Source organism: Actinoplanes palleronii (assembly GCF_016862315.1).
In the GTDB taxonomy this organism is placed as follows: domain Bacteria; phylum Actinomycetota; class Actinomycetes; order Mycobacteriales; family Micromonosporaceae; genus Actinoplanes; species Actinoplanes palleronii.
The window spans coordinates 42,789-62,639 of sequence record NZ_BOMS01000005.1 but is presented as its reverse complement, the minus strand read 5'-3'; the positions used below and the strand labels follow the sequence as shown (position 1 = coordinate 62,639).

At 71.0% G+C, this 19,851-nt stretch carries 21 protein-coding genes; 12 read left to right on the top strand and 9 right to left on the bottom strand.

The features are described 5' to 3' along the window. Nucleotides 1–228: 228 nt before the first annotated feature. The 3 genes from Apa02nite_RS01325 to Apa02nite_RS01315 are packed head-to-tail and all read right to left on the bottom strand — an operon-like array spanning nucleotide 229 to nucleotide 2,356. Nucleotides 229–879: a hypothetical protein gene (locus Apa02nite_RS01325; RefSeq protein WP_203823444.1), complete on the bottom strand. Its 651-nt coding sequence runs from the start codon at nucleotides 877–879 to the stop codon at nucleotides 229–231. 20 nt (nucleotides 880–899) lie between these two features. Then, nucleotides 900–1,652, bottom strand: a complete 753-nt coding sequence (locus Apa02nite_RS01320; protein ID WP_203823443.1) for a hypothetical protein — start codon at nucleotides 1,650–1,652, stop codon at nucleotides 900–902. Then, a complete protein-coding gene (locus Apa02nite_RS01315) occupies nucleotides 1,640–2,356 on the bottom strand; it encodes an ABC transporter ATP-binding protein (RefSeq protein WP_203823442.1) in 717 nt (238 codons plus the stop codon). The genes Apa02nite_RS01320 and Apa02nite_RS01315 overlap by 13 nt, the downstream gene beginning before the upstream one ends. A gap of 100 nt (nucleotides 2,357–2,456) precedes the next feature. Between Apa02nite_RS01315 and Apa02nite_RS01310 the strand changes: the two genes are divergently transcribed. Both Apa02nite_RS01310 and Apa02nite_RS01305 read left to right on the top strand, forming a co-directional pair. Next, nucleotides 2,457–3,311 carry a sensor histidine kinase gene (locus tag Apa02nite_RS01310; RefSeq protein WP_203823441.1) on the top strand — a complete coding sequence of 285 codons (855 nt, stop codon included), beginning with the start codon at nucleotides 2,457–2,459 and terminating at the stop codon, nucleotides 3,309–3,311. Nucleotides 3,312–3,511: 200 nt separating this feature from the next. Beyond that, nucleotides 3,512–4,186 (top strand): response regulator transcription factor, encoded by a 675-nt coding sequence (locus Apa02nite_RS01305; protein ID WP_232344097.1) that lies wholly within the window; start codon nucleotides 3,512–3,514, stop codon nucleotides 4,184–4,186. Nucleotides 4,187–4,335: 149 nt separating this feature from the next. Here Apa02nite_RS01305 and Apa02nite_RS01300 read toward each other — a convergent pair whose 3' ends face one another. Beyond that, nucleotides 4,336–4,914: a copper resistance CopC family protein gene (locus Apa02nite_RS01300; RefSeq protein ID WP_203823439.1), complete on the bottom strand. Its 579-nt coding sequence runs from the start codon at nucleotides 4,912–4,914 to the stop codon at nucleotides 4,336–4,338. 175 nt (nucleotides 4,915–5,089) lie between these two features. On the opposite strand from Apa02nite_RS01300, the gene Apa02nite_RS01295 reads away from it, so the two are divergent. Further along, on the top strand, nucleotides 5,090–5,713 hold the full coding sequence (locus Apa02nite_RS01295) for a hypothetical protein (protein ID WP_203823438.1): 624 nt from the start codon (nucleotides 5,090–5,092) through the stop codon (nucleotides 5,711–5,713). A 285-nt stretch (nucleotides 5,714–5,998) separates the two neighbouring features. Here the strand turns inward: Apa02nite_RS01295 and Apa02nite_RS01290 are convergent, their stop codons facing one another. From Apa02nite_RS01290 to Apa02nite_RS01275, 4 genes are all read right to left on the bottom strand, one after another. Next, a complete protein-coding gene (locus Apa02nite_RS01290) occupies nucleotides 5,999–7,039 on the bottom strand; it encodes a glycosyl hydrolase (RefSeq protein ID WP_239164041.1) in 1,041 nt (346 codons plus the stop codon). 143 nt (nucleotides 7,040–7,182) lie between these two features. Beyond that, nucleotides 7,183–7,731, bottom strand: coding sequence for a hypothetical protein (locus tag Apa02nite_RS01285; protein ID WP_203823436.1), 549 nt, complete (start codon nucleotides 7,729–7,731; stop codon nucleotides 7,183–7,185). A 1-nt stretch (nucleotide 7,732) separates the two neighbouring features. Next, entirely contained in the window at nucleotides 7,733–8,089 is a 357-nt protein-coding gene (locus Apa02nite_RS01280; protein WP_203823435.1) for a PadR family transcriptional regulator, read from the bottom strand. A 96-nt stretch (nucleotides 8,090–8,185) separates the two neighbouring features. After that, complete coding sequence (locus tag Apa02nite_RS01275) at nucleotides 8,186–8,818, bottom strand: DUF4360 domain-containing protein (protein ID WP_203823434.1); 633 nt, start codon at nucleotides 8,816–8,818, stop codon at nucleotides 8,186–8,188. 272 nt (nucleotides 8,819–9,090) lie between these two features. On the opposite strand from Apa02nite_RS01275, the gene Apa02nite_RS01270 reads away from it, so the two are divergent. The 6 genes from Apa02nite_RS01270 to Apa02nite_RS01245 all read left to right on the top strand — a co-directional run bounded on the left by Apa02nite_RS01270 (nucleotide 9,091) and on the right by Apa02nite_RS01245 (nucleotide 15,281). Then, entirely contained in the window at nucleotides 9,091–9,435 is a 345-nt protein-coding gene (locus Apa02nite_RS01270; RefSeq protein ID WP_203823433.1) for a nuclear transport factor 2 family protein, read from the top strand. 117 nt (nucleotides 9,436–9,552) lie between these two features. Beyond that, complete coding sequence (locus Apa02nite_RS01265) at nucleotides 9,553–11,247, top strand: ABC transporter substrate-binding protein (RefSeq protein ID WP_203823432.1); 1,695 nt, start codon at nucleotides 9,553–9,555, stop codon at nucleotides 11,245–11,247. Beyond that, the gene (locus tag Apa02nite_RS01260) at nucleotides 11,244–12,167 is read left to right on the top strand and encodes an ABC transporter permease (RefSeq protein WP_239164040.1); all 924 of its coding nucleotides are present in this window, start codon (nucleotides 11,244–11,246) and stop codon (nucleotides 12,165–12,167) included. Before Apa02nite_RS01265 ends, Apa02nite_RS01260 begins: the two co-directional genes overlap by 4 nt. Next, nucleotides 12,164–13,153, top strand: a complete 990-nt coding sequence (locus Apa02nite_RS01255) for an ABC transporter permease (protein ID WP_203823431.1) — start codon at nucleotides 12,164–12,166, stop codon at nucleotides 13,151–13,153. Before Apa02nite_RS01260 ends, Apa02nite_RS01255 begins: the two co-directional genes overlap by 4 nt. Next, entirely contained in the window at nucleotides 13,150–14,733 is a 1,584-nt protein-coding gene (locus tag Apa02nite_RS01250; RefSeq protein WP_203823430.1) for an ABC transporter ATP-binding protein, read from the top strand. The genes Apa02nite_RS01255 and Apa02nite_RS01250 overlap by 4 nt, the downstream gene beginning before the upstream one ends. Continuing rightward, nucleotides 14,730–15,281 (top strand): mycothiol transferase, encoded by a 552-nt coding sequence (locus Apa02nite_RS01245; protein ID WP_203823429.1) that lies wholly within the window; start codon nucleotides 14,730–14,732, stop codon nucleotides 15,279–15,281. Before Apa02nite_RS01250 ends, Apa02nite_RS01245 begins: the two co-directional genes overlap by 4 nt. Before the next feature lie 309 nt (nucleotides 15,282–15,590). Here the strand turns inward: Apa02nite_RS01245 and Apa02nite_RS01240 are convergent, their stop codons facing one another. Then, complete coding sequence (locus Apa02nite_RS01240; protein WP_203823428.1) at nucleotides 15,591–16,160, bottom strand: 3'-5' exonuclease family protein; 570 nt, start codon at nucleotides 16,158–16,160, stop codon at nucleotides 15,591–15,593. A gap of 96 nt (nucleotides 16,161–16,256) precedes the next feature. Here Apa02nite_RS01240 and Apa02nite_RS01235 point away from each other — a divergent pair, with 96 nt between their 5' ends. From Apa02nite_RS01235 to Apa02nite_RS01225, 3 genes are all read left to right on the top strand, one after another. Next, nucleotides 16,257–17,051, top strand: coding sequence for an SCO4651 family lipoprotein (locus Apa02nite_RS01235; protein ID WP_203823427.1), 795 nt, complete (start codon nucleotides 16,257–16,259; stop codon nucleotides 17,049–17,051). A gap of 296 nt (nucleotides 17,052–17,347) precedes the next feature. Then, nucleotides 17,348–18,538 carry an elongation factor Tu gene (tuf, locus tag Apa02nite_RS01230; protein ID WP_067690027.1) on the top strand — a complete coding sequence of 397 codons (1,191 nt, stop codon included), beginning with the start codon at nucleotides 17,348–17,350 and terminating at the stop codon, nucleotides 18,536–18,538. 97 nt (nucleotides 18,539–18,635) lie between these two features. Next, nucleotides 18,636–19,817, top strand: coding sequence for an LCP family protein (locus Apa02nite_RS01225; protein WP_203823426.1), 1,182 nt, complete (start codon nucleotides 18,636–18,638; stop codon nucleotides 19,815–19,817). Nucleotides 19,818–19,851: the final 34 nt, after the last annotated feature.

Below are 19,851 nucleotides of genomic sequence, written 5' to 3'. Positions count from 1 at the left end.
CGCCACTGCCATGCGCCGCGCGTGGCGGTGGGCCGCGCGTGGCGGCGGCCCGCCGCGTGCCGGCGTGCGTGCGGCGGGCTGGGCGCGGCGGCGTGCGTGCGGCGGGCTGGGCGCGGCGGCGTCCGTGCGGCGGGCCGCGCGTGGCGGTATGGGTGCGGCGGGCTGTGAGCGGTGGGCCCGAGCCGCTGCCCGCAGCCTCGAGTCGCAGCGGCGTGCTGCGGGCCGGGGTCAGGCATCGCGGAGGTGCAGGGTTGTCGTGGCCAGGGCAGAGGTGGCTGCGGCCCACAGCAGCAAAGTGACCGTGCCGTGAGGCGGGTCGACCAGGGCGGTGTCGGGGAGCCATGCCGCGGCGTCGTCCGGCAGACGGGCGCGCAGCGCCGGGCTCGCGATCAGGTAGGTGGAGAGCATGACGGTCACGGCGGGGAGGGTGTGCCGGAGCGTGAGACCCACCGCCGCGGCCAGCAGGGTCGTCAGCGTCAGGTAGGCGCTCATGGCCGGCACCCGGGCCGCGTCGCCGCCCGGTGCCATGGCGGTGAACGCCACGACGCCGGCGACCGGGACGACGACAGCGGTCAGCGCTGCCACCTTCGCCGCGACGAGGAGCAGGCGCCGGGGCACGGCCAGCAGAGTCGTCCTGATCTGCCCACCCGCCTGATATTCGTGCGTCGTGGCGAACACCCCCAGCACCAGGAATCCCGCCTGCGCGAACTGCAGCACCTGCCGCCCGTCCGCATGCGCCGGGATCAGGAGCAGCGCGCCCGCCCAGGTGAGCAGCGCGGTGATGCGCAGCGCGGGAAGGGTCACCACCTTGCCCACCTCGGCACGGATGATCGCGGTGAGGCCCGCGGCGGCGGCCCGGTGGCCGGGGCGTGTTGTCACAGCGCATCGCGAGTGATCGGTCATGCGTCGCGCCGGTGGAATATGACGGCGGCGAGGGCCAGGAACGCCGTGACCCAGGCGCTCATCACCAGGCCCGCGGTGACCGGTGGGATCCGCTCTGCCAGGTCCATGCCGCGAATGAACATGTGAGCGCCGACGATGTCCGGCAGGTAGGCGGCCAGCGGCGTCACCTTGTACAGCAGGTAGGACAGCGAGACCACCGAGCTGTTCAGGATCAGGACGGTCAGGGTGACCACGCCGTTGCGGGCGATCAGCGTGAGGGCGAAGGCCAGCAGAGTGGTCAGCACCCAGTAGAGGACCGCCGCCGCCACCCGGGCCGGGCTCGGCGCCGGGACCGCCTCGCCGTGCACCAGCTCGGTCAGGCCCAGCGTTGCCGTCGCGGTGCCCACGCCCTGCGCGGTGACCACCGCGACCAGGGCCGTCGCTTTCGCGATCAGCAGACGGGTCCGGTCGGGCATCGCCGCCAGGGTCACGGTCAGCTGCCGGACTCCGGGGGAGTCCTCGCCGGTCGACGTGTACTCACTGCTCACCGAGACGACGCCGAGGATCAGCGCGCCGAGCAGGCCGATCCCGAGATTGCGGAAACCCAGGTCGGTCGGGTCGCCGAACGTGCCGTCGGCGAGGGAGGCGCGGGTGGCCGGCGCGTTCACCAGCACCAGCAACGGCGCGATCAACACCCCCAGCACCAGTCCCACCCGCGCGGTCGGCAGGCCGAGGAGTTTGCCGAGCTCGGCCCGGATCATGCCGGCCATGTGCGCCCCGCCTCCGCGGTCAGCGCGAAGAACGCGTCCTCCAGCGTGCGGTGCTCACCGGTGACCTCGGCCACGGTGCCGTGGGCCACCACCTGGCCGTGGTCGATGACCACCACGTCGTCGGCGATCTCGGCCAGCTCGCCCATCAGGTGGCTGGACAGCAGCACCGTGCGGCCCTCCGCGGCACTGGTCCGCAGGAAGTCCCGGATCCAGCGGATGCCGGCCGGATCCAGACCGTTCACCGGCTCGTCGAGGACGAGGATCGGTGGGTCGCCGAGCATGGCGGTGGCCAGGCCCAGCCGCCGGCTCATCCCGAGCGAGAACCGGCCGGCTCGTTTGCGCGCGTCGCCGGCGAGGCCGACCAGGTCGAGCACCTCGCCGACCCGGCCGCGGGGCAGTCCGTTGCTGGCGGCGACCCAGCGCAGGTGGGCACGGGCGCTGCGGGCGCGGTGCGCGCCGCTGCCGTCCAGCACGGCGCCGACCATGGTGAGCGGACGCGGCCAGGAGGCGTAGGGCCGCCCGTTCACCAGAGCGGTGCCGCTCTCCGGCCGGTCCAGCCCGAGCAGGACGCGCAGCGTCGAGGTCTTGCCGGCGCCGTTCGGCCCGAGGAAGCCGGTGACCCGGCCGGGGCGGGCCTCGAAGCTGACATCCCGCAGGATCCGGGTCCGGTTCTTGGATTTGCGCAGTCGGTCGATGGCGATCACAGGCTTGAGTCAACCGGGTTCGGCGACCGCCCACATCGGACCCAGATCCGAGTTTTCCGGCGCCGTCTACGACCCTGGTCCGAGGTTTACAGTCGGGCGGGTGAGCATCCACCCGCGTCCCGCTTGGCGGTCCCGAGCCGTCCCGGTCGTCGCCGCCGTCGCCGTGATCCTGGTGATGGCCATGTGCACGGTCGGCGCTTCCGGCCCGGCCGCGCGGTTCATCCCGCCGCTGATCGGCGGCGGCGCCGTGGCCGCCGCGGTGTGGGCGCTGCGCCGCTGGCGGGCCGACCGGGCGAGCTATGAGCGCCGGCTGACCGCGTGGGCGGCCAGTGAGGCAGTGCTCGACGAGCGGCTGCGGATCGCCCGTGACCTGCACGATCTCGTCTCGCACGGACTCGGTCTGATCACCGTGCGCGCGGCCGCGACTCGGCACCTGCCGAAACCGCCGGCGGTCGCAGCGGCACTGACCGACATCGAGCAGACCAGCCGGGACGCCACCGCCGAGCTGCGCCGGATGCTGACCGTGCTGCGTGGCCCGTCCACGGAGGCCGCGCCCCGCGCCCCGATGGACGATCTGGGCACGCTGCCGACGATCATCGACTGGGCCTCCGCCGCAGGCCTGCGGCCCCGGCTGGCGGCCGAGCCGGTCGGCGACGTGTCGCCCGGCGTGCAGGTCGCCGTCTGCCGGACGGTGCGCGAGGCACTCACCAACGTGGTCCGGCACGCCGGTCCGACCGATGTGGACATCGAGCTGCATCGTGACGGCGACGTCGTGGTGGTGGTCGTCGCCGACGACGGCCCGGCTTCCACGGGCTGGCGAGCGACCCCCGGCGCCGGTCATGGCCTCCTCGGCCTCCGCGAACGCGTCAGCAGTCTCGGCGGCACCCTGGTCGCCGAGCCGGTCGAGGGCGGCTTCCGCGTCACCGCCCGCATTCCCGACGAGGCCTCCCGATGACTCACGGCCCCGTCCAGACCGCCCGGCATCCGGGCGCGGCGTGCGCCCCGGCGCGTGGCCTGCAGGAAGTAGGAGAGGGCGTGAGGCGTGGTGTGCCGATAGGGGCGGATGGCGTGGGGCGTGGTGTGCCGGTCGTGGCGGATGGCGTGAGGGGCGGTGCGCGGGAAGGGGCGGGCGTCGGCTCCCGGGGGAGCGTGCGTGTGCTGCTCGTCGATGATCAGGCGCTGCTCCGGGCGAGCCTCGCCGCTGTCCTCGGCGCCCAGCCGGACCTGACCGTGGTCGGTGAGGCGGGGGACGGGGTCGAGGCGATCGTCCAGGCGCGGGCGACCCGGCCTGACGTGGTGCTGATGGACGTTCGGATGCCGTATCTCGACGGGCTCGAGGCGACTCGGCGGATCTGCGCGGATCCGGTTCTCGCCGCGTCCCGGGTGCTGGTGCTGAGCATGTTCGAGCTGGACGACTACGTGTATGCGGCACTGCAGGCGGGTGCGTCCGGCTTCCTACTGAAGGACGCTCCGCCGGAGGCGCTGGCGGACGCGATCCGGCGTACCCATCGGGGTGAAAAGCTCTTCTCGCCCTCGATACTGGGCCGGCTGGTGGAGCACTACGTCGGCGCGCCCCGGGCGGTCCGGCCGGCGCCACCGTTGCGCGGGCTGACCACCCGGGAGGTCGACGTTCTGGCGCTGATCGGCGGTGGCCGTTCCAACGAGGAGATCGCCGTCGCCCTGGTCATCGCGGTCAAGACGGTGAAGACCCACATCACCCACCTGATGGCGAAACTCGCCGCCCGCGACCGTGCCCAGCTCGTCGTCGCCGCCTTCAACGCGGGCCTCGTCCGCCCTCGCCGCCCACCCGTCCCGGAGCCCGGCCGATGAGCGCAACCAGCCAAGCCCTGGCCGGTAGGTCGGCCCGGGGCGCGACCGGCAGCCTCAGTCAGCCGGCCCCGGGCGATCGGCCTCCACGCCGCGGGACGGCCCGCCGATCAGGGCCGGCCGGGAGGGGAGGCGCCGTCTCGTGGCTGCGGCTATTCGCCGGCCGCGCGGCGGCGGCGGATGAAGACGAAGGCGGCCGCGCCGGCCAGAGCCAGGATGCCGATACCGGCGGCCAGGCCCAGCCACGGGCCGTTGCTGTCGTCGGCGGCCGGGCTGAGGTCCTCCGCCACGGCGGGGGCGACCGTGGCGGCGCTGGTCGGTGCCGCCGACGAGGGGGACGGCGCGGCCGAGGTCGGTGCGGACGAGGCGACCGGTCCGGCGACGGTGAACTTGTACGAGGCCTTGGTCAGGTGCCCGTCCTCCCCGGCGACCTGGTAGTTGACGGTGTACTCACCGTTGGCGAGCGGCTCGGTGAAGGTCACCGAGATGGTCGCACCGCTGATCTTCGGCTCGGACTGGGCCGGGGTGGTGCCGTCGGCGCTGGTCACGGAGAGCTTGGTGGAGTCCGGCAGCGTCTCCAGGAACCGCAGTTTGACCGCGGCCGGCGCCTTCTTCACTGTCGCGTTCTTGGCCGGCGTCGCCTCGGCGAGCGCGTTGTGTGCCCAGGCCGGTGCGGCCGGAACCAGCATCGTGAGGACGGCGGCGAGGGCGAGCAGGAGGCGTTTCGTCATGGCGTCAGTAGATCTTTCTCGTCGGGTAGCTGGTTAGTCGGCACCCACCGGCGATTGGTTCCCGCGGCTTCGCGTGCGCTCTTAGTCGTTTCTTACGAGCACCGTCCGCTGGTCTTAAGCGCCCGGGCGACGCTGATGGTGGCCGCCGAAGTATGCAATGAACACGGAGCCCCTCATGACCGATCAGAATCCGGGCCACCGGCCCGATACCCCCACCCCGGCCGCCGACGAGACTCGCGACCTCGCCGACCCGGCCCACACCACCCCACCCGCCGAAACGGCACCACCCACAACGACGCCGGCCGCGACGGCACCGGTCACGACACCGGAGCCCGCCTACACCTCGGCGGTCGCCGGGGATCCCACCCTGCCGCCGCCTCCGCCGGGCTGGGCCTACGTCCCGATCGGCACCGGCGGGAACCAGCCGCCGCCTCCGCCTCCGGGGCTGGCCTATGTCCCGGCCGGCCCGCCGCAGGGCCCCGGCCGCCGGGGTGGCCGCTGGGGTGGTCGGCGGGCCCCGCTGCTGGCCGGGGTCGCGCTGATCCTCGGTTGTGTTCTCGGCGCGGGCATCACCGCGGTCGGCGCGGCCGTCGTCGGTCACCACGGCGGTGACCACGGTCGATCCGGTCCTGGCGACGGCCGGTTCGGCCCGGGAGGCCGCGCGGACGGCCGCTTCGGCGGCGAACAGCGCGGAGGCGGGCGCGGGGACGGGCGGGGCGGACGGCAGGGCGACGGCCGTACCCAAAATGGCGGAACGGCACCGTCAACCGCGACCCCCGCGCCTTCCGCGTCGAGCTGACCGCAGCGGAACGCACGGTCCGGCGCAAAGCCGGACCGTGCGAAGGGCGGGGACGAGCCGCCTGGCAGGGATGCCGCCGTGTGCAGGGTGTGAGCGGGGCGAGCGATCCGATGGATGCCGGATCGTGTGCAGGGCCGCACCGGGATGAGCGGTCCGGTGGGATGCCGGACCGTGTGCAGGGTGGGAACGGGATGAGCGGTCCGGTGGGATGCCGGACCGTGTGCAGGGTGGGAACGGGACGAGCCGCCCGGCAGGGATGCCGGGCGGCTCGTGGTGGAACAGGGGTCAGCGGACCGTCACGTTGAAGAGCGGGTTCGCGGCCAGCTTGCGGAACGAGGCCAGCGACGCCGGGGTGCTGTCGATGCTGATGTCGCGGTCGCCGAACAGGTCCTTCTTCGTGTCGAAGTAGACGATCGCCTTGATCGCCGGGCGCTTGGCCAGCTCCGGCAGGACGCTGTCGAACTGCGCGACCTTCGAGACGACCTTGCCGAGGCGGTGGTACGCGCCCCACTCGGCGACCATGATCGGCTTGGCGGCGTGGTTGGTGGTGGCCCAGTCGTAGAAGCCGGTGCCGCCCTTGGCCTTACGGTCCAGCAGGTCCTTGAACACACCCGCGTGGTAGTAGTTCTTCTCCGAGCTGACGTACGAGTCCAGGCCGATCCAGTCGACGACGTCGTTGCCCGGGTAGAGGTCCTTCCACCAGGACTGAGCCATCCACTTCTCGCTGCCCATGTACGCCACGACGCTCACCGCGTTGCCGACACCCTGCGCGCGCAGCCGCTGGATCACGTGCCGGAACGACTTGGCGAAGTCCTTGGCCGTCATGCCCGACTTCGCGTCGGTACGCACGTCGTCCTCCGGCTCATGGTTGAGCACCAGGAAGAACTTCTCGGTGAACTTGCTCTTGAGCCGGGCGGCGAACGCGTCGATCCGCTTGTCCTGCTTGCCCGCGGCCACGGCGGCCCAGGTGCTGCCGTACTCGACGCGCCAGTTCAGCAGCAGCACCCGCGGGTGCGCCTTGTCCCGGGCCATCGCGATCTCCGCGTCGGTCGGGAACTTCTCGTCACCCTTGTGGTACGTGTGGAAGATCGTCGCGTCCCGCCCGCTGGTCTTCTCCCAGGCGCGGTGCTCGGCGTCGCGCGGCTTGCCGGTGAACCCGCCGGCCGCGGCGCCCCACAGCACACCGCAGCTGGGCACCAGCTTGTCCCCGGTGACGCAGGACTTGGTCGGCGCGGCCTGGGCCGAGGCCGGCGCGGCCGTCGCGATGCCGAAGCCGGCAGCGAGAGCGGTCAGCGTCAGTACGGTCTTGCGCAGCGTCGAGCGCATCAAGTGGAATCTCCCCCGAGTTGTCCGGCGGTGTTGCCCGCCGGGCATGGAGAGAAGATTCCGGGATCACGGGTGACACGACGGTGCCCGAAAAGGTGCCCGCCGGTTGCGAATCTCCGGGCCGGCCGGAGATCCGCTCGGGGTTAGTTGTCGGCGCGGGCCGCACCGACATGAGAGGAAAACCGGACCCGCCAGAGGCGTCCGGCGGCGACGACCGACAAGAGCCAGATCGCGTACGCCAGCGGAGCCCAGCCCCCACCCGAGTTGCCCCACGAGCCGTCGGTGAAGGTGAACGTCTGTGCCGCCTGCAGGTACTCGAGCCCGGTCGACACGAACGTCCCGCTCACGTGCGGGTCGGCAGCCGTCACCCCGTCCCGGAACGAGGCGGCCGCCTCCGCGAAGACGTATTTGAGCAGCATCGGGACCAGCCCCGCCGCGACGATCGCCCCGATCCACGAGGGCCGTGGCCGGTCACCGAACTCGGCACGCAGATACTGCTCGGCCAGCCCCCGGCTCCCGCCGATCCGGCGCAGCGCCTCGCCCGCGCCGAGGTCGGTGGCCGCCTCGATCAGGTTGGCCCGCACCTCGCGCCGGGTGCTGATCCGCTGGGCCCGCGGCAGGTCGTAGAGCTGCTGGTCGAGCATCCAGACCAGGCCCTCGATGCGCAGCCGGCCGAACCATCCGATAGCCATGTCAACGTCCTCCGTCAGAAGAAGGGATGGGCCCCAGGGGGCGGGACAGCACTGCTTGGACCCCGGCCACGTGCCGGTCCCAGGCGGAGGTGGAGTCGGTGAGCGCCCGCTGCCCGTCGTCGGACAGCCGGTAGTACTTGCGGGCCGGCCCGTTCGGCGACGGCACCAGCCGGGTGGCCACCAGACCCTCCCGGTGCAGGCGGTTCAGCGCCGGATAGACGCTGCCCTCCAGCACGTCCTCGAAGCCGGCCGCCTGCAGCCGCTGGACCACCTCGTACCCATACGACTCCCGCTCGGCGAGCAGGTGCATGAGCAGCAGTGACAGGACCCCTTTGAGTAGCTGTGGGTCGTGGGTCATGCTCCTATACTTAGACCAGTACTGGTGAATGTCAAGTAGTGAAGCAGAGAACCGGCCGCCCCCCTCAGGGGAGCGGCCGGGCCTGTCAAGCAGCGCTCAGCACTTCATCCAGGAGACGTGGTACTGGGTGTCCAGGTTGCCGTCGGACGAGTCCATGGTCAGGAAGCTGGTGGTGGTCCGCTTCGACCAGCCGGCGTTCACCCGCAGCTCGGTGTTGACGTTCAGGTATCGCTGCTCCCCGCACGGCAGGAAGGACATCGAGCTGATCGCGACCTTGTCGGTCTGCTGCCAGTCGCTGTCCATCCAGCCCTTGAAGTCGTGCTTGATCCGGGTGGTGTGCGCCTCGCCCTGGAAGTAGTAGAACGCCGTCTCCGAGCCGGTCGCACCCTCCTCGAGGTGCCCGTACCCGCGGTAGTCCGCGCCGGCCACCGCGTAGGTGTAGCCGTCCGGCACGTGCACGTTCAGCGCGAGCTGGCAGTTCTTGCGGAAGTCGGTGGGCTTGGCGTCCGGGCCGACCTGCGCGATGAAGTCGCTGTAGGTGACCGTGAACGCGGTGTTGTCCGGCGAGACCTGGACATTGGCGGTCTTGTCGGGGCAGCCGGAACCGTTCGCGGCCACCACGTCGATGACCATCCTGTCCGATGGGGGCGGCGCGCCGTGCCACGCCATGGCGGGTGCGCCGGTCAGTGACGAGAGGAGCAGGGCGCCGGTGGCGATCGCGCTCAGCATGGACATCTCCTAGCGAAGGTGAATGGGAAGCGCCCGGAAATGGCCGGACGTCGCCTAGGGAACGTACGTTTCGGCAGGTCAGGATTCCGCGATATCGGGCGCCGACCCGCTGGCGAGTGCACGCCATTTGTCCGATTGGCGCATCACTGGCCCGGCCATCCGGGCAGAATTGTCCGATTTTGACAGCGGGCCGGGTCAAACGGTGCTATAGCGCCGCATGGTTACCGGGCCGGTAATCGACGGCGCCGCCGCCGCGATGTCATGGTGCGGGGATGACCATCAAGGACATTTTCCTGGACGCGTTCGGGCGGTTCGCCGCCGGTGACGTCGAGGTGTTGCGCGAGATCATCCGCGAGGACTTCGTCAACCACGACCCGGAGAGCCCGCGGGACCGGGACGCCTGGATCGAGTTCGTCTCCACCGGCCCGATCGCGACCTCGACCCTGGACCTGAAGCGGGTGATCGCGGACGAGGAGTTCGTGGTCGCCCACTACCAGCTCATCCCGCAGGAGGGCGGCCTCGGCGAGGCGGTCGTCGACATCTGGCGCTTCGAGGGCGACCTGATCGTCGAGCACTGGGACGTCTCCGAGCCGGTGACCGCACCCGATCAGGTGTGAGGAGGTCCGGACGAGCCGGAATTTAAACGATATGCTTCGATTGTTGCGGGGATAGTGCACATTGCCTATCGATCCGATAGGTTCGCTTGCGTTGTGGCTCCGTCCTAAGGAAACCTCATGCGCAGATTCGTGCCTATCGTTCTCACGGCGACCGTGCTGCTCGCCGGCTGCCAGGGCGGCGGTGGTGGCGACACCACCACCTCCGGCGCGGCGTTCGACCCGAAGACCTGCCAGGGTGGCACGCTCACCGTGCTCAACCAGGGCGGGATCACCCACCTCGACCCGGCCCGGCTCTACACCTCCGGCGGCGGCAACATCCCGTCGCTGCTGTTCCGGACGCTGACCACCCGCAACCGGCAGCCCGGCGAGGCCGGTGCCAAGGCCGCGCCGGACCTGGCCACCGACCTCGGCACCCCGTCGGACGGCGCGAAGACCTGGACCTACCACCTGCGCGACGGCATCCAGTTCGAGGACGGCACGCCGATCACCGCGGCCGACGTGAAGTACGGCATCGAGCGCTCGTTCGCCCCCGAACTGCCCGGCGGCGCGCCCTACCTGCGCGACTGGCTGGACGGCGCGGCCTCCTACCAGGGCCCGTACAAGCAGCCCGAGGGCATCAAGGCGATCGAGACGCCGGACGACAAGACGATCATCTTCAAGCTGAGCAAGCCCGAGGGTGACTTCCCGTACCTGGCCACCGCGACCCAGTTCGCGCCGGTGCCGAAGGCCAAGGACTCCGGCACCGAGTACGAGAAGCACCCGATCTCGTCGGGCCCGTACCAGGTCGAGTCGTACGAGCCGAAGAAGTCGCTGGTCCTGGTCCGCAACACGCACTGGTCGCAGAGCGTCGACGAGCTGCGGTACGCCTGCCCGGACCGGATCGAGGTCACCTCCGGCCTGGACTCCGCCGTGATCAACCAGCGGCTGGTCACCGGCGCGGGTGGCGACGCCAACGCGGTCACCACCGACGCGGTCGTCGGCCCGGAGCAGCTCGCCCAGCTGGGCACCGGCTCCGAGCTGGACAAGCGGGTCACCCGGGGCGAGTTCCCGTCGACCACGTACCTGGCGTTCAACACGAAGAAGGCGCCGTTCGACAACCCGAAGGTGCGCGAGGCGCTGTCGTACGCGATCAACCGCACCTCGGTGGTGAACGCGCTCGGCGGCTCCGCGGTGGTCGGCCCGTCGACCACGTTCCTGCCCCCGCAGAAGGCGCTCGGCTACCAGGCGTACGACCACTTCCCGGCCGGCGACACCGGTAACCCGGACAAGGCCAAGCAGGTCCTGGCCGAGGCCGGGCTGAGCAACCTGAGCATCGACCTGGCGTACGAGAACGACGACAGCGAGGGCATCGGCCCGAAGGTGGCCTCGGCCATCCAGGAGGCGTTCAAGCAGGCCGGCGTCACGGTGAAGCTGAACGCGATCGACGCCGCCACCTACCGCGACGTCACCGGCAAGCCGGCCACCCAGCCCGGCCTGGCGCTTGCCACCTGGGGCGCCGACTGGCCGTCCGGCGGGCCGTTCCTGATCCCGATCTTCGACGGTCGCCAGATCATCACGGCCGGCGGCAACTTCAACCTGGCCCAGTACAACGACCCGGCCGTGAACACCGAGATCGACGCGATCAACGCGCTCACCGACCCGGCCGCCGCGGCCGCCCGCTGGGGTGCCCTGGACGCGAAGCTCGGCGCGCTGGCCCTGGTCCTGCCGCTGACCCACGAGAAGGACGTCTATCTGGTCGGCAAGAACGTCAAGAACGCGTACGCCGACGGCTGGCGCGGGCAGCTCGACATCTCCCGGATCTCGGTCAAGTGACGACCGCTCCACCAGCACCGCCGGTCCCGTCCAGGGCGCTCGCCGCCCTGCGGCGGGACCGCGGTTTCGTCACCGGCGCGGTGATCGCCGGCCTCATGGTGCTTGTCGCGCTCACCGCGCCCCTGCTGGCCGCGCTCGCCGGCCAGGACTACACGACCTACCACGACACGCTGCTCGACTCGGCCCGCGGCGGTGTGCCGATCGGCGGTTTCGGCGGGATCAGCGGCGAGCACTGGCTCGGCGTCGAGCCCGGCACCGGCCGTGACCTGTTCGCCCGGCTGGTCTACGGCGCGCAGGTGTCGGTCGGGGTCGCCGTCGCCGCCACGTTCCTGGAGGTGCTGCTCGGCGTGACCGTCGGGGTGGCCGCCGGGCTCGGCGGCCGGTGGCTGGACTCCGGGCTGAGCCGGGTCATCGACCTGGTCCTGTCGGTACCGGTGCTGGTCATGGCGATCTCGCTGCTCGCCATCGTGCCGCAGGACTGGCCCCGCCCGGTGCTGCTGGCCGCCGTGATCGCGGTGCTCGGCTGGGGCGGCACCGCCCGGCTGTCCCGCGGTGAGACGCTCAGCCTGCGCACCCGCGACTACGTGGCGGCCGCCCAGGTGGCCGGCGCGCCCTGGTGGCGGGTCGCCCGGCGGGAGATCCTGCCCGGCCTGACCGCGCCGATCCTGACCTACGCGGCTCTGCTGCTGCCCACCAACATGGTGGTCGAGGCCGGCCTCTCGTTCCTGGGCGTCGGGGTACGCCCGCCGACACCGTCCTGGGGCCAGATGCTCTCCACCGCGACCACCTGGTTCCGCGCCGACCCGTTCTACGTCTTCCTCCCGGCGCTGATGCTGTTCCTCGCCCTGCTCGCGTTCGTCCTAGTCGCCAACGGTCTGCGCCGGGCCCTCGACCCACGCCAGCGGGAGCTGACCCGATGATCGGTTACCTGGCCCGCCGGATCCTCGGCGCCGCGTTCGTCCTGCTCGCGCTGTCCGCGATCGTCTACGCGCTGTTCTACCTGGCACCGTCCGACCCGGCGATCCTGACCTGCGGCAAGGGCTGCACCCCGGAACGGCTCGCCGACGTGCGCGCCGCGATGGGCCTGGACGACCCGGTGCTGACCCAGTACCTGCACTTCCTCCAGGGCCTGTTCACCGGCCGGGACTACCCGGCCGGCCCGGACGTGCGGCACTGCCCGGCGCCGTGCCTGGGCTACTCGTTCGAGACCGACCAGCCGGTCACCGCGCTGCTGCTGGACCGGCTCCCGGTCTCCTTCTCCCTGGCGATCGGCGCCGAGATCCTGTCGCTCGCGGCCGGCATCGGCGCCGGGGTGCTCTCCGGGCTGCGCCGCTTCCGGGTGCTCGACCGGATCGTCAACGGCCTGATCCTGGCCGGGTACGCGGTGCCGGTCTTCCTGGTCGGCCTGCTGCTGCTCCTGCTCTTCTGCGTGCACCTGCAGTGGCTGCCGTTCCCGTCCTACGTCAAGTTCACCGTGGATCCGCTGCTCTGGGCGCAGAACCTGCTGCTGCCGTGGATCTCCCTCGCGGTGATCCAGACCGCGGCGTACGCCCGGCTGACCCGGGCCGGGCTGCAGGACGCCCTCGCCGAGGACCACATCCGGACGGCCCGGGCGTACGGCATCCCGGAACGCCGGATCCTCTGGCGGCGGGCGCTGCGCGGCGCGATGCTGCCGCTGGTCACGCTGACCGCGGTGGACCTCGCCCAGATCATGACCGCCGCGGTGCTGACCGAGACGATGTTCGGCCTGCCCGGTGTCGGCCAGTTGCTGGTCGGCGCGGTCAACCAGATCGACCTGCCGGTGGTCGTCGGGGTCACCCTGCTCACCGGCCTGCTCATCGTGGTGGCCAACGCGGCCGCCGACCTGCTCTACGCCGCCGTCGACCCCCGGGTGCAGCTCAGATGACATTGTTGACAGTGGAGGATCTGCGGATCTCCTTTCGCGACAAGCTGGCGGTCGACGGGCTCTCCTTCGAGCTGCCGGCCGGCGGGACGCTCGGGATCGTCGGCGAGTCCGGCTCCGGCAAGAGCTCGGCGGCGCTGGCCCTGCTCGGGCTGCACGAGGCGGCGACGGTCACCGGCACGATCGACTTCGACGGCGTGGACCTGATCACGGACGTGCCGTGGAAGGACATCCGCGGGGCCCGGATCTCGATGGTGTTCCAGGAGCCGCTCACCGCGCTCAGCCCGTTCCACACCATCGGCGACCAGATCGCCGAGGTGTACCGGCTGCACACCGGCGCGTCCCGCAAGGCCGCCCGGGACCGGGCCGTCGAGGTGCTCGGTCAGGTGCACATCCCGGACCCGGCGCGACGGGCCGGTGCCTACCCTCACCAGTTCTCCGGGGGCATGCGGCAGCGGGCGCTGATCGCGATGGCGATCGCCTGCCGTCCGCAACTGATCGTCGCGGACGAGCCGACCACCGCGCTGGACGTGACCGTGCAGGCGCAGATCCTCGACCTGCTCGACGAGGTGCGCGCCACCACCGGGGCCGCGCTGTTGCTGATCAGCCACGACCTCGGCGTGGTGGCCGGCTCGGCCGACACCGTGGTGGTGATGCGGGACGGGCGGGTGGTCGAACGCGGCGCGACCGAGACGGTGCTGGTGTCGCCGCGGGAGCCGTACACGAAGGCGCTGCTCGACGCGGTGCCCAAGCCCGGCGAGCCACGGGAGATCACCGGGGCGCCGCTGTTGCGAGTACGGGACGTACAACGGCATTTTCCGCAGCCGCGACGCGGATCGTTCCGCAAGCCGCCGCCGATCCGCGCGGTCGACGGCGTCAGCCTCGACGTGCACGCCGGTGAGACGCTCGGCATCGTCGGCGAGTCCGGCACCGGCAAGACCACCCTGGCCCGGATGATGGTCGGCCTGGACCGGCCCACCGCCGGGACGATCACCTTCGACGGCGCGGACATCTCCCGGCGGCGCGGACGCTCGGTGCAGATGGTCTTCCAGGACCCGCTGTCGTCGCTCAACCCGCGGCGCTCGATCGGCGAGAGCATCGCCGACCCGCTGCGCCTGCAGGGCGAGCGCGACCCGCGCGGCCGGGTCTCGGCGCTGCTGGAACGGGTCGGGCTGGCCGCGTCCGAATACGATCGCTACCCGCACCAGCTCTCCGGCGGCATGCGCCAGCGGGTCGGCATCGCCCGGGCCCTGGCGCCGTCCCCGCGCCTGATCGTCTGCGACGAGCCGGTGTCCTCGCTGGACGTCACCACCCAGGCGCAGGTCCTCGCGCTGCTCGAAGATCTGCGTGCGGAGCTCGGCCTGTCGCTGGTCTTCGTCTCGCACGACCTGGCCGTGCTCCGGCAGATCGCCGACCGGGTCGCGGTGCTGCGCGAGGGCCGGGTGGTCGAGATCGGACCGACCGCGCAGGTGTACGAGCAGCCGCAGCACGCCTACACCAAGGAGCTGCTCGCCGCCGTCCCGGTGACCGACCCGGTCGAGGCCCGGCGGCTGCGGGCGTTGCGTACTACCGTGTCGGGATGAGCGATTACTGGTGGGAACCGCCGTTCGCGGGCACCGAGATCGAGCATCTGCTGGGCGCGCTGGACCGTCAGCGTGCCACGTTCCGATGGAAGGCCGACGGCCTCGACACGGCCGGGCTGACCGCGACCGTCGGCGCGTCGTCACTGACCCTGGGCGGGCTGCTCAAACACCTCGCCCTGGTCGAGGACTACCACGCGGCGTGGAAGCTGCACGGCGAGTCGCCGGGGGAGCGCTGGAAACCCGCGCAGGAGACCGAGGACTGGGATCACACCTCGGCCGCCGACGACGCGCCGGAGGAGCTCTACGCCCTCTGGGATTCCGCGGTGTCCCGGGCCCGTGAGCGGTACAACCTGGCACTCGCCGACGGCGGGCTCGACCACCCGGCCCACATCACCGGCCCCGACGACCAGCCGGTCTCGCTGCGCCGGCTGCTCTTCGACCTGCTCGAGGAGTACGCCCGGCACACCGGCCACGCCGACCTGATCCGCGAGTCCGTGGACGGCCGCACCGGCGAGGACCCGCCCGCGGGCTGGCACCCGACCCGATAGTCCGGTCCGCGGACAGCAGTCCGGTCACCGTTGTCCGGCTGGTTCTCAGGGGTGTCTCCACAGGCCCGAGACACCCCTGAGAACCAGCCGACGACCTGGCGGCGCGCTGCGGCCGGGAGCGGCTGCGGTGTCGCGTCCGTGTTGCCGGCCTGGCGGCGCGCTGCGGCCGGGAGGGGCGCGGTGTCGCGTCCGTGTTGCCGGCCTGGCGGCGCGCTGCGGCCGGGAGGGGCGCGGTGTCGCGGTGGCCTCACGGGCGGGACTCGGCTCGTAGCCTGCGGACGAGCGCTCGGTATTCGTACCAGATGGGGCTTAGGTTTTGAGGGCGGCGCGGCGTTCGGCGAGCATGGCGCAGAACAGCGCGCCCTGCTCGATCGCGTCGTCGAGGGCCACGTGGCTGTGCGGGAAGTCGCCGAACCAGCGGCGCGGCATGCTCCGCTTCACCGTGGATCGGAAGTCGGTGCCGAGCACCGCCATGGCATACGACTTGATGTCCAGCGCGGAGTGCGAAAACGGACTGGTCCCGGTGAAGCGGATCAGGTACCAGTACACGAACGTGAAGTCGAAGCCTGCCGGGTATCCCACGAAAACCGGCCTTCCGGGCAGGGTCTCCAGCCATCCGCGATACCGCTCCATCACCACGGACGGGTCTTCCGGGTCTTTTCGGCACGCCTCCCACGCGGCCGGCTGGGTGGCCCACCACTTCATCGTCGCCGGGTGCCCGTCCGCTCCGTCGAGCGTGACCAGATTGGCACTGAACGTGTCGATCAGTGTGCCGTCCTCGGCATATACCGCCGATCCCAGGCTCAACATCGAGTGCGGGCCGGGGATCGGGCCGTCCGTTTCCACATCCGTACTGACATACATCTCTGCGCGTGCCATGCCGGAAGCATAGGAACCGCGCCCACCCGGGGCGACTGGATTGACGAGAAGGACTATGGTGGGCGGCCGATGCCTACGACGGGGAGACAACAAGCGATGAAGATGGGACGTCTGGCCGTCACGGGTGTGGCCCTGGTGACCCTCGCCGGGCTCAGCGCCTGCGGCGAGAAGAAGGAGCCGGCCCTCACCAACGGTGCCGCCGTCAACAGCGCCGCCGCCACCGCCGAGACCACCGCCGCGGCCGCGCCGGGCGACGCGTCGGCCGAGCTGGTCGCGGCCGCGCAGAAGCTCACCAGCTCCAGCGGCAAGATCCACCTGACGTCGGTCGGCGGGATCGTCGCGGACGGCGCGTTCGACGCGTCGAACAAGCTGATGAGCCTGAAGATGGACATGTCCTCGCTCGGCACCGTCGACATGCGTCAGGTCAGCAACGACCTCTACATCAAGTACGGCGGCCCCGCGGCGAAGAACTTCGCCAACGGCAAGTGGATGCACATCGACGCCTCGAAGATGCCGTCCTCCAGCCCGCTGAGCCTGGAGAAGAACGACCCGCGCAACTCGGCGAAGATGATCGAGGCGGCCGCCTCCGACGTCAAGAAGACCGGCGACGGCACGTTCAGTGGCACGATCGACATCACCAAGTCGCCGTCCTCGTCCGAGCAGCTGCTCAAGGCGCTCGAGGGCAAGAGCAAGCAGATCCCGTTCACCGCGGAGGTCAACTCCGACGGTTACCTGACCAAGATGGCGCTGGACATGGACTCGATCCAGGCCGGCGCGGGCGAGACCGTGGCCAACTACTCGGGCATGGGCACCAAGGTCAGCGTGTCGGCCCCGCCGGCGAGCCAGACCGTGGAGATGCCGAAGTCGGCCATCGCCATGATGGGTGGCTGAGCTTTCTCTGAAAGGGCGGCGCTTCGGCGCCGCCTTTTCTTTTGGTCGGCTCAGTTATTGGGTGGTGACGGTGGTCGATCCGGTCTAGGTTTCACCCATGTTCTCGTACGGTCGTCAGCTACCCACCTCGGTGGGCGCTCCCGTGCGGGCTCTCCTGGATACGCGAAGCTGACCCTTCCCCACGCAGCGGCAGAACCCGGGGAAGGGTGGCTGCGTCGTGCGCGGTTCTGGCGCACCCCGGTTGGCGTCGGTGTGCGTACCACCCCACCTGCCTCGCATCCAGTGAGGATCTTCCGATGGCCAAGAGCCAGTTCATCCGTACCAAGCCGCACGTCAACATCGGCACGATGGGTCACGTCGACCACGGCAAGACGACCCTGACCGCCGCGATCACCAAGGTCCTCGCCGACCGCGACCCGGCCTCCAACCGGTATGTCGCGTTCGAGGGGATCGACCGGGCGCCGGAAGAGGCCGCCCGCGGCATCACGATCACCATCGCGCACGTCGAGTACGAGACCCCGAGCCGCCACTACGCCCACGTCGACATGCCCGGCCACGCCGACTACGTGAAGAACATGATCACGGGGGCGGCGCAGGTGGACGGCGCGATCCTGGTCGTCTCGGCGCAGGACGGGTCGATGCCGCAGACCCGGGAGCACGTGCTGCTCGCCCAGCGGGTCGGTGTGCCGTACCTGGTGGTCGCGCTGAACAAGAGCGACATGGTCGACGACCCGGAGCTGCTGGACCTGGTCGAGCTGGAGGTCCGCGAGCTGCTGACCTCCTACGGCTTCCCCGGCGCCGACGTGCCGGTGATCCGGGTCAGCGCGCTCAAGGCGCTGCAGGGCGACCCGCACTGGGTCGGCTCGATCGTCGAGCTGCTCCAGGCGGTCGACGACTACGTGCCGGTCCCGCCGCGTTCGCTGGTGGAGCCGTTCCTGATGCCGATCGAGAACGTGCTGTCGATCAGCGGCCGCGGCACCGTGGTCACCGGCAAGGTGGAGCGCGGCGAGCTGCGCGCCGGTGAGCCGGTCGAGGTGGTCGGCCTCGGCCCGACCGTGGCCAGCGTGGCGACCGGGCTGGAGATGTTCGGCAAGGTCCTGGAGTCGGCGCAGGCCGGCGACAACGCGGCGGTGCTGCTGCGCGGGATCAAGCGCGAGCAGGTGCAGCGCGGGCAGGTGGTCGCGGCGGTCGGTTCGGTGCGGCCGCACCAGGCGTTCAAGGCCCGGATGTACGCGTTGACGAAGGAGGAGGGCGGGCGGCACACGCCGTTCGAGGCGAACTACCGCCCGCAGTTCTACTTCCACACCACCGACGTGTCCGGCGGCCTGGACCTGGGCGGCCGTGACCTGGTGATGCCCGGCGACACGCTAGACGAGGTGACCGTGCACCTGGGCAAGCCGGTCGCGCTGGAGGTCGGGCTGGGCTTCGCGGTCCGCGAGGGCAACCGCACGGTCGCCGCCGGCACCGTCACCGCACTGCTCGACTGAGCACATCACCGCGGGAGTTCCGGCACACCCGGAGCTCCCGCGGTGTATTGCGGCCCGTGGATATGATCGCCCCTCGCGTTCAGGGTCAGGAGTTTGCATGCCAGTGGCTACCGATCGGCCCGATGGCCGGCTACGTTCGGCCGGCACGTCGCCGGCGGTCGGCCGCGACGGTGAGAAGCGCCTCCGGGCGCCGCTCTGGGCCAAGCTGATCACCGTCTTCGGCGCGGTGCTGCTGCTGGCCAGCACGGGCACCGCCGTCGCCGCCACCTACCTGCTCGGCAAGGTGACCGACAATCTGCAGACGACCGACTCGGTGCTCGGCTCCGGAGGCGGCGTGGGTGCGCAGACCGGTGGCAAACTGCCGGACGGTGCGGTCAACCTCCTCATGCTCGGCCTGGACACCCGGGCCGGCTGGGAGAAGTCCGGCCTGGGCTCCCGCTCGGACACGATCATCGTGCTGCACATCCCGGCGTCCCGCGACAAGATGCAGATGCTCTCGATCCCCCGGGACACGTACGCGCAGATCCCGGCGGACGAGGAACTGCACTTCGGCGGCAGCAGCGGGCGGATCAACGGCGCGTTCATGTACGGCTCCCAGGGCACCGGCGGCTGGAAGGGTGGCATGAAGCTCGCCACCAAGGCCGTGCACGACCTGACCGGGATCAGCTTCAACGGCGTCGTCATCATCGACTTCGCCGGGTTCAAGGACATCCTGGAGGCCCTCGGCGGCGTGCGGATGTGCGTGGACCAGCGGATGTGGTCCAGCCACTACGTTGTCGACGGCAAGGGCAAGATCAGCTATGCCAAGGGCGCCGACCCGACGTCGCCGCCCAGCAACGCGCTGTGGTTCGAGAAGGGCTGCCGGGACATGAAGGCGTGGGAGGCCCTGGAGTACTCACGCCTGCGGCACTCGGCCAACGGTGACTACGATCGTCAGCGCCACCAGCAGCAGCTGCTGAAGGCGATGGCGAAGAAGGCCACCAGCAACGGCGTCCTGACCAACATGTCGAAGCTCTCCAAGCTCCTCGAGGCGGCCGGCTCCTCGTTGAAGATCGACCCCAACGGCGTCCCGATCGCCGACTTCTTCTTCGGGCTGAAGGGCCTGGCCAACGCGGAGATGATGCCGATCCGCAGCAACGGCGGCACCTACGTCAAGGCGCCCGGCGGCGCGGAGGGCACCAGCGACGAGACCAAGGCGCTGTTCGCGGCCGCGGCCGCCGACAAGCTCGACGCCTTCCTGCTGGACCACCCGAAGATGACCATCAACAGTACCTCCTGATCGGCCACCGGGCGGGCGGTGCGCCGGCGAGGCG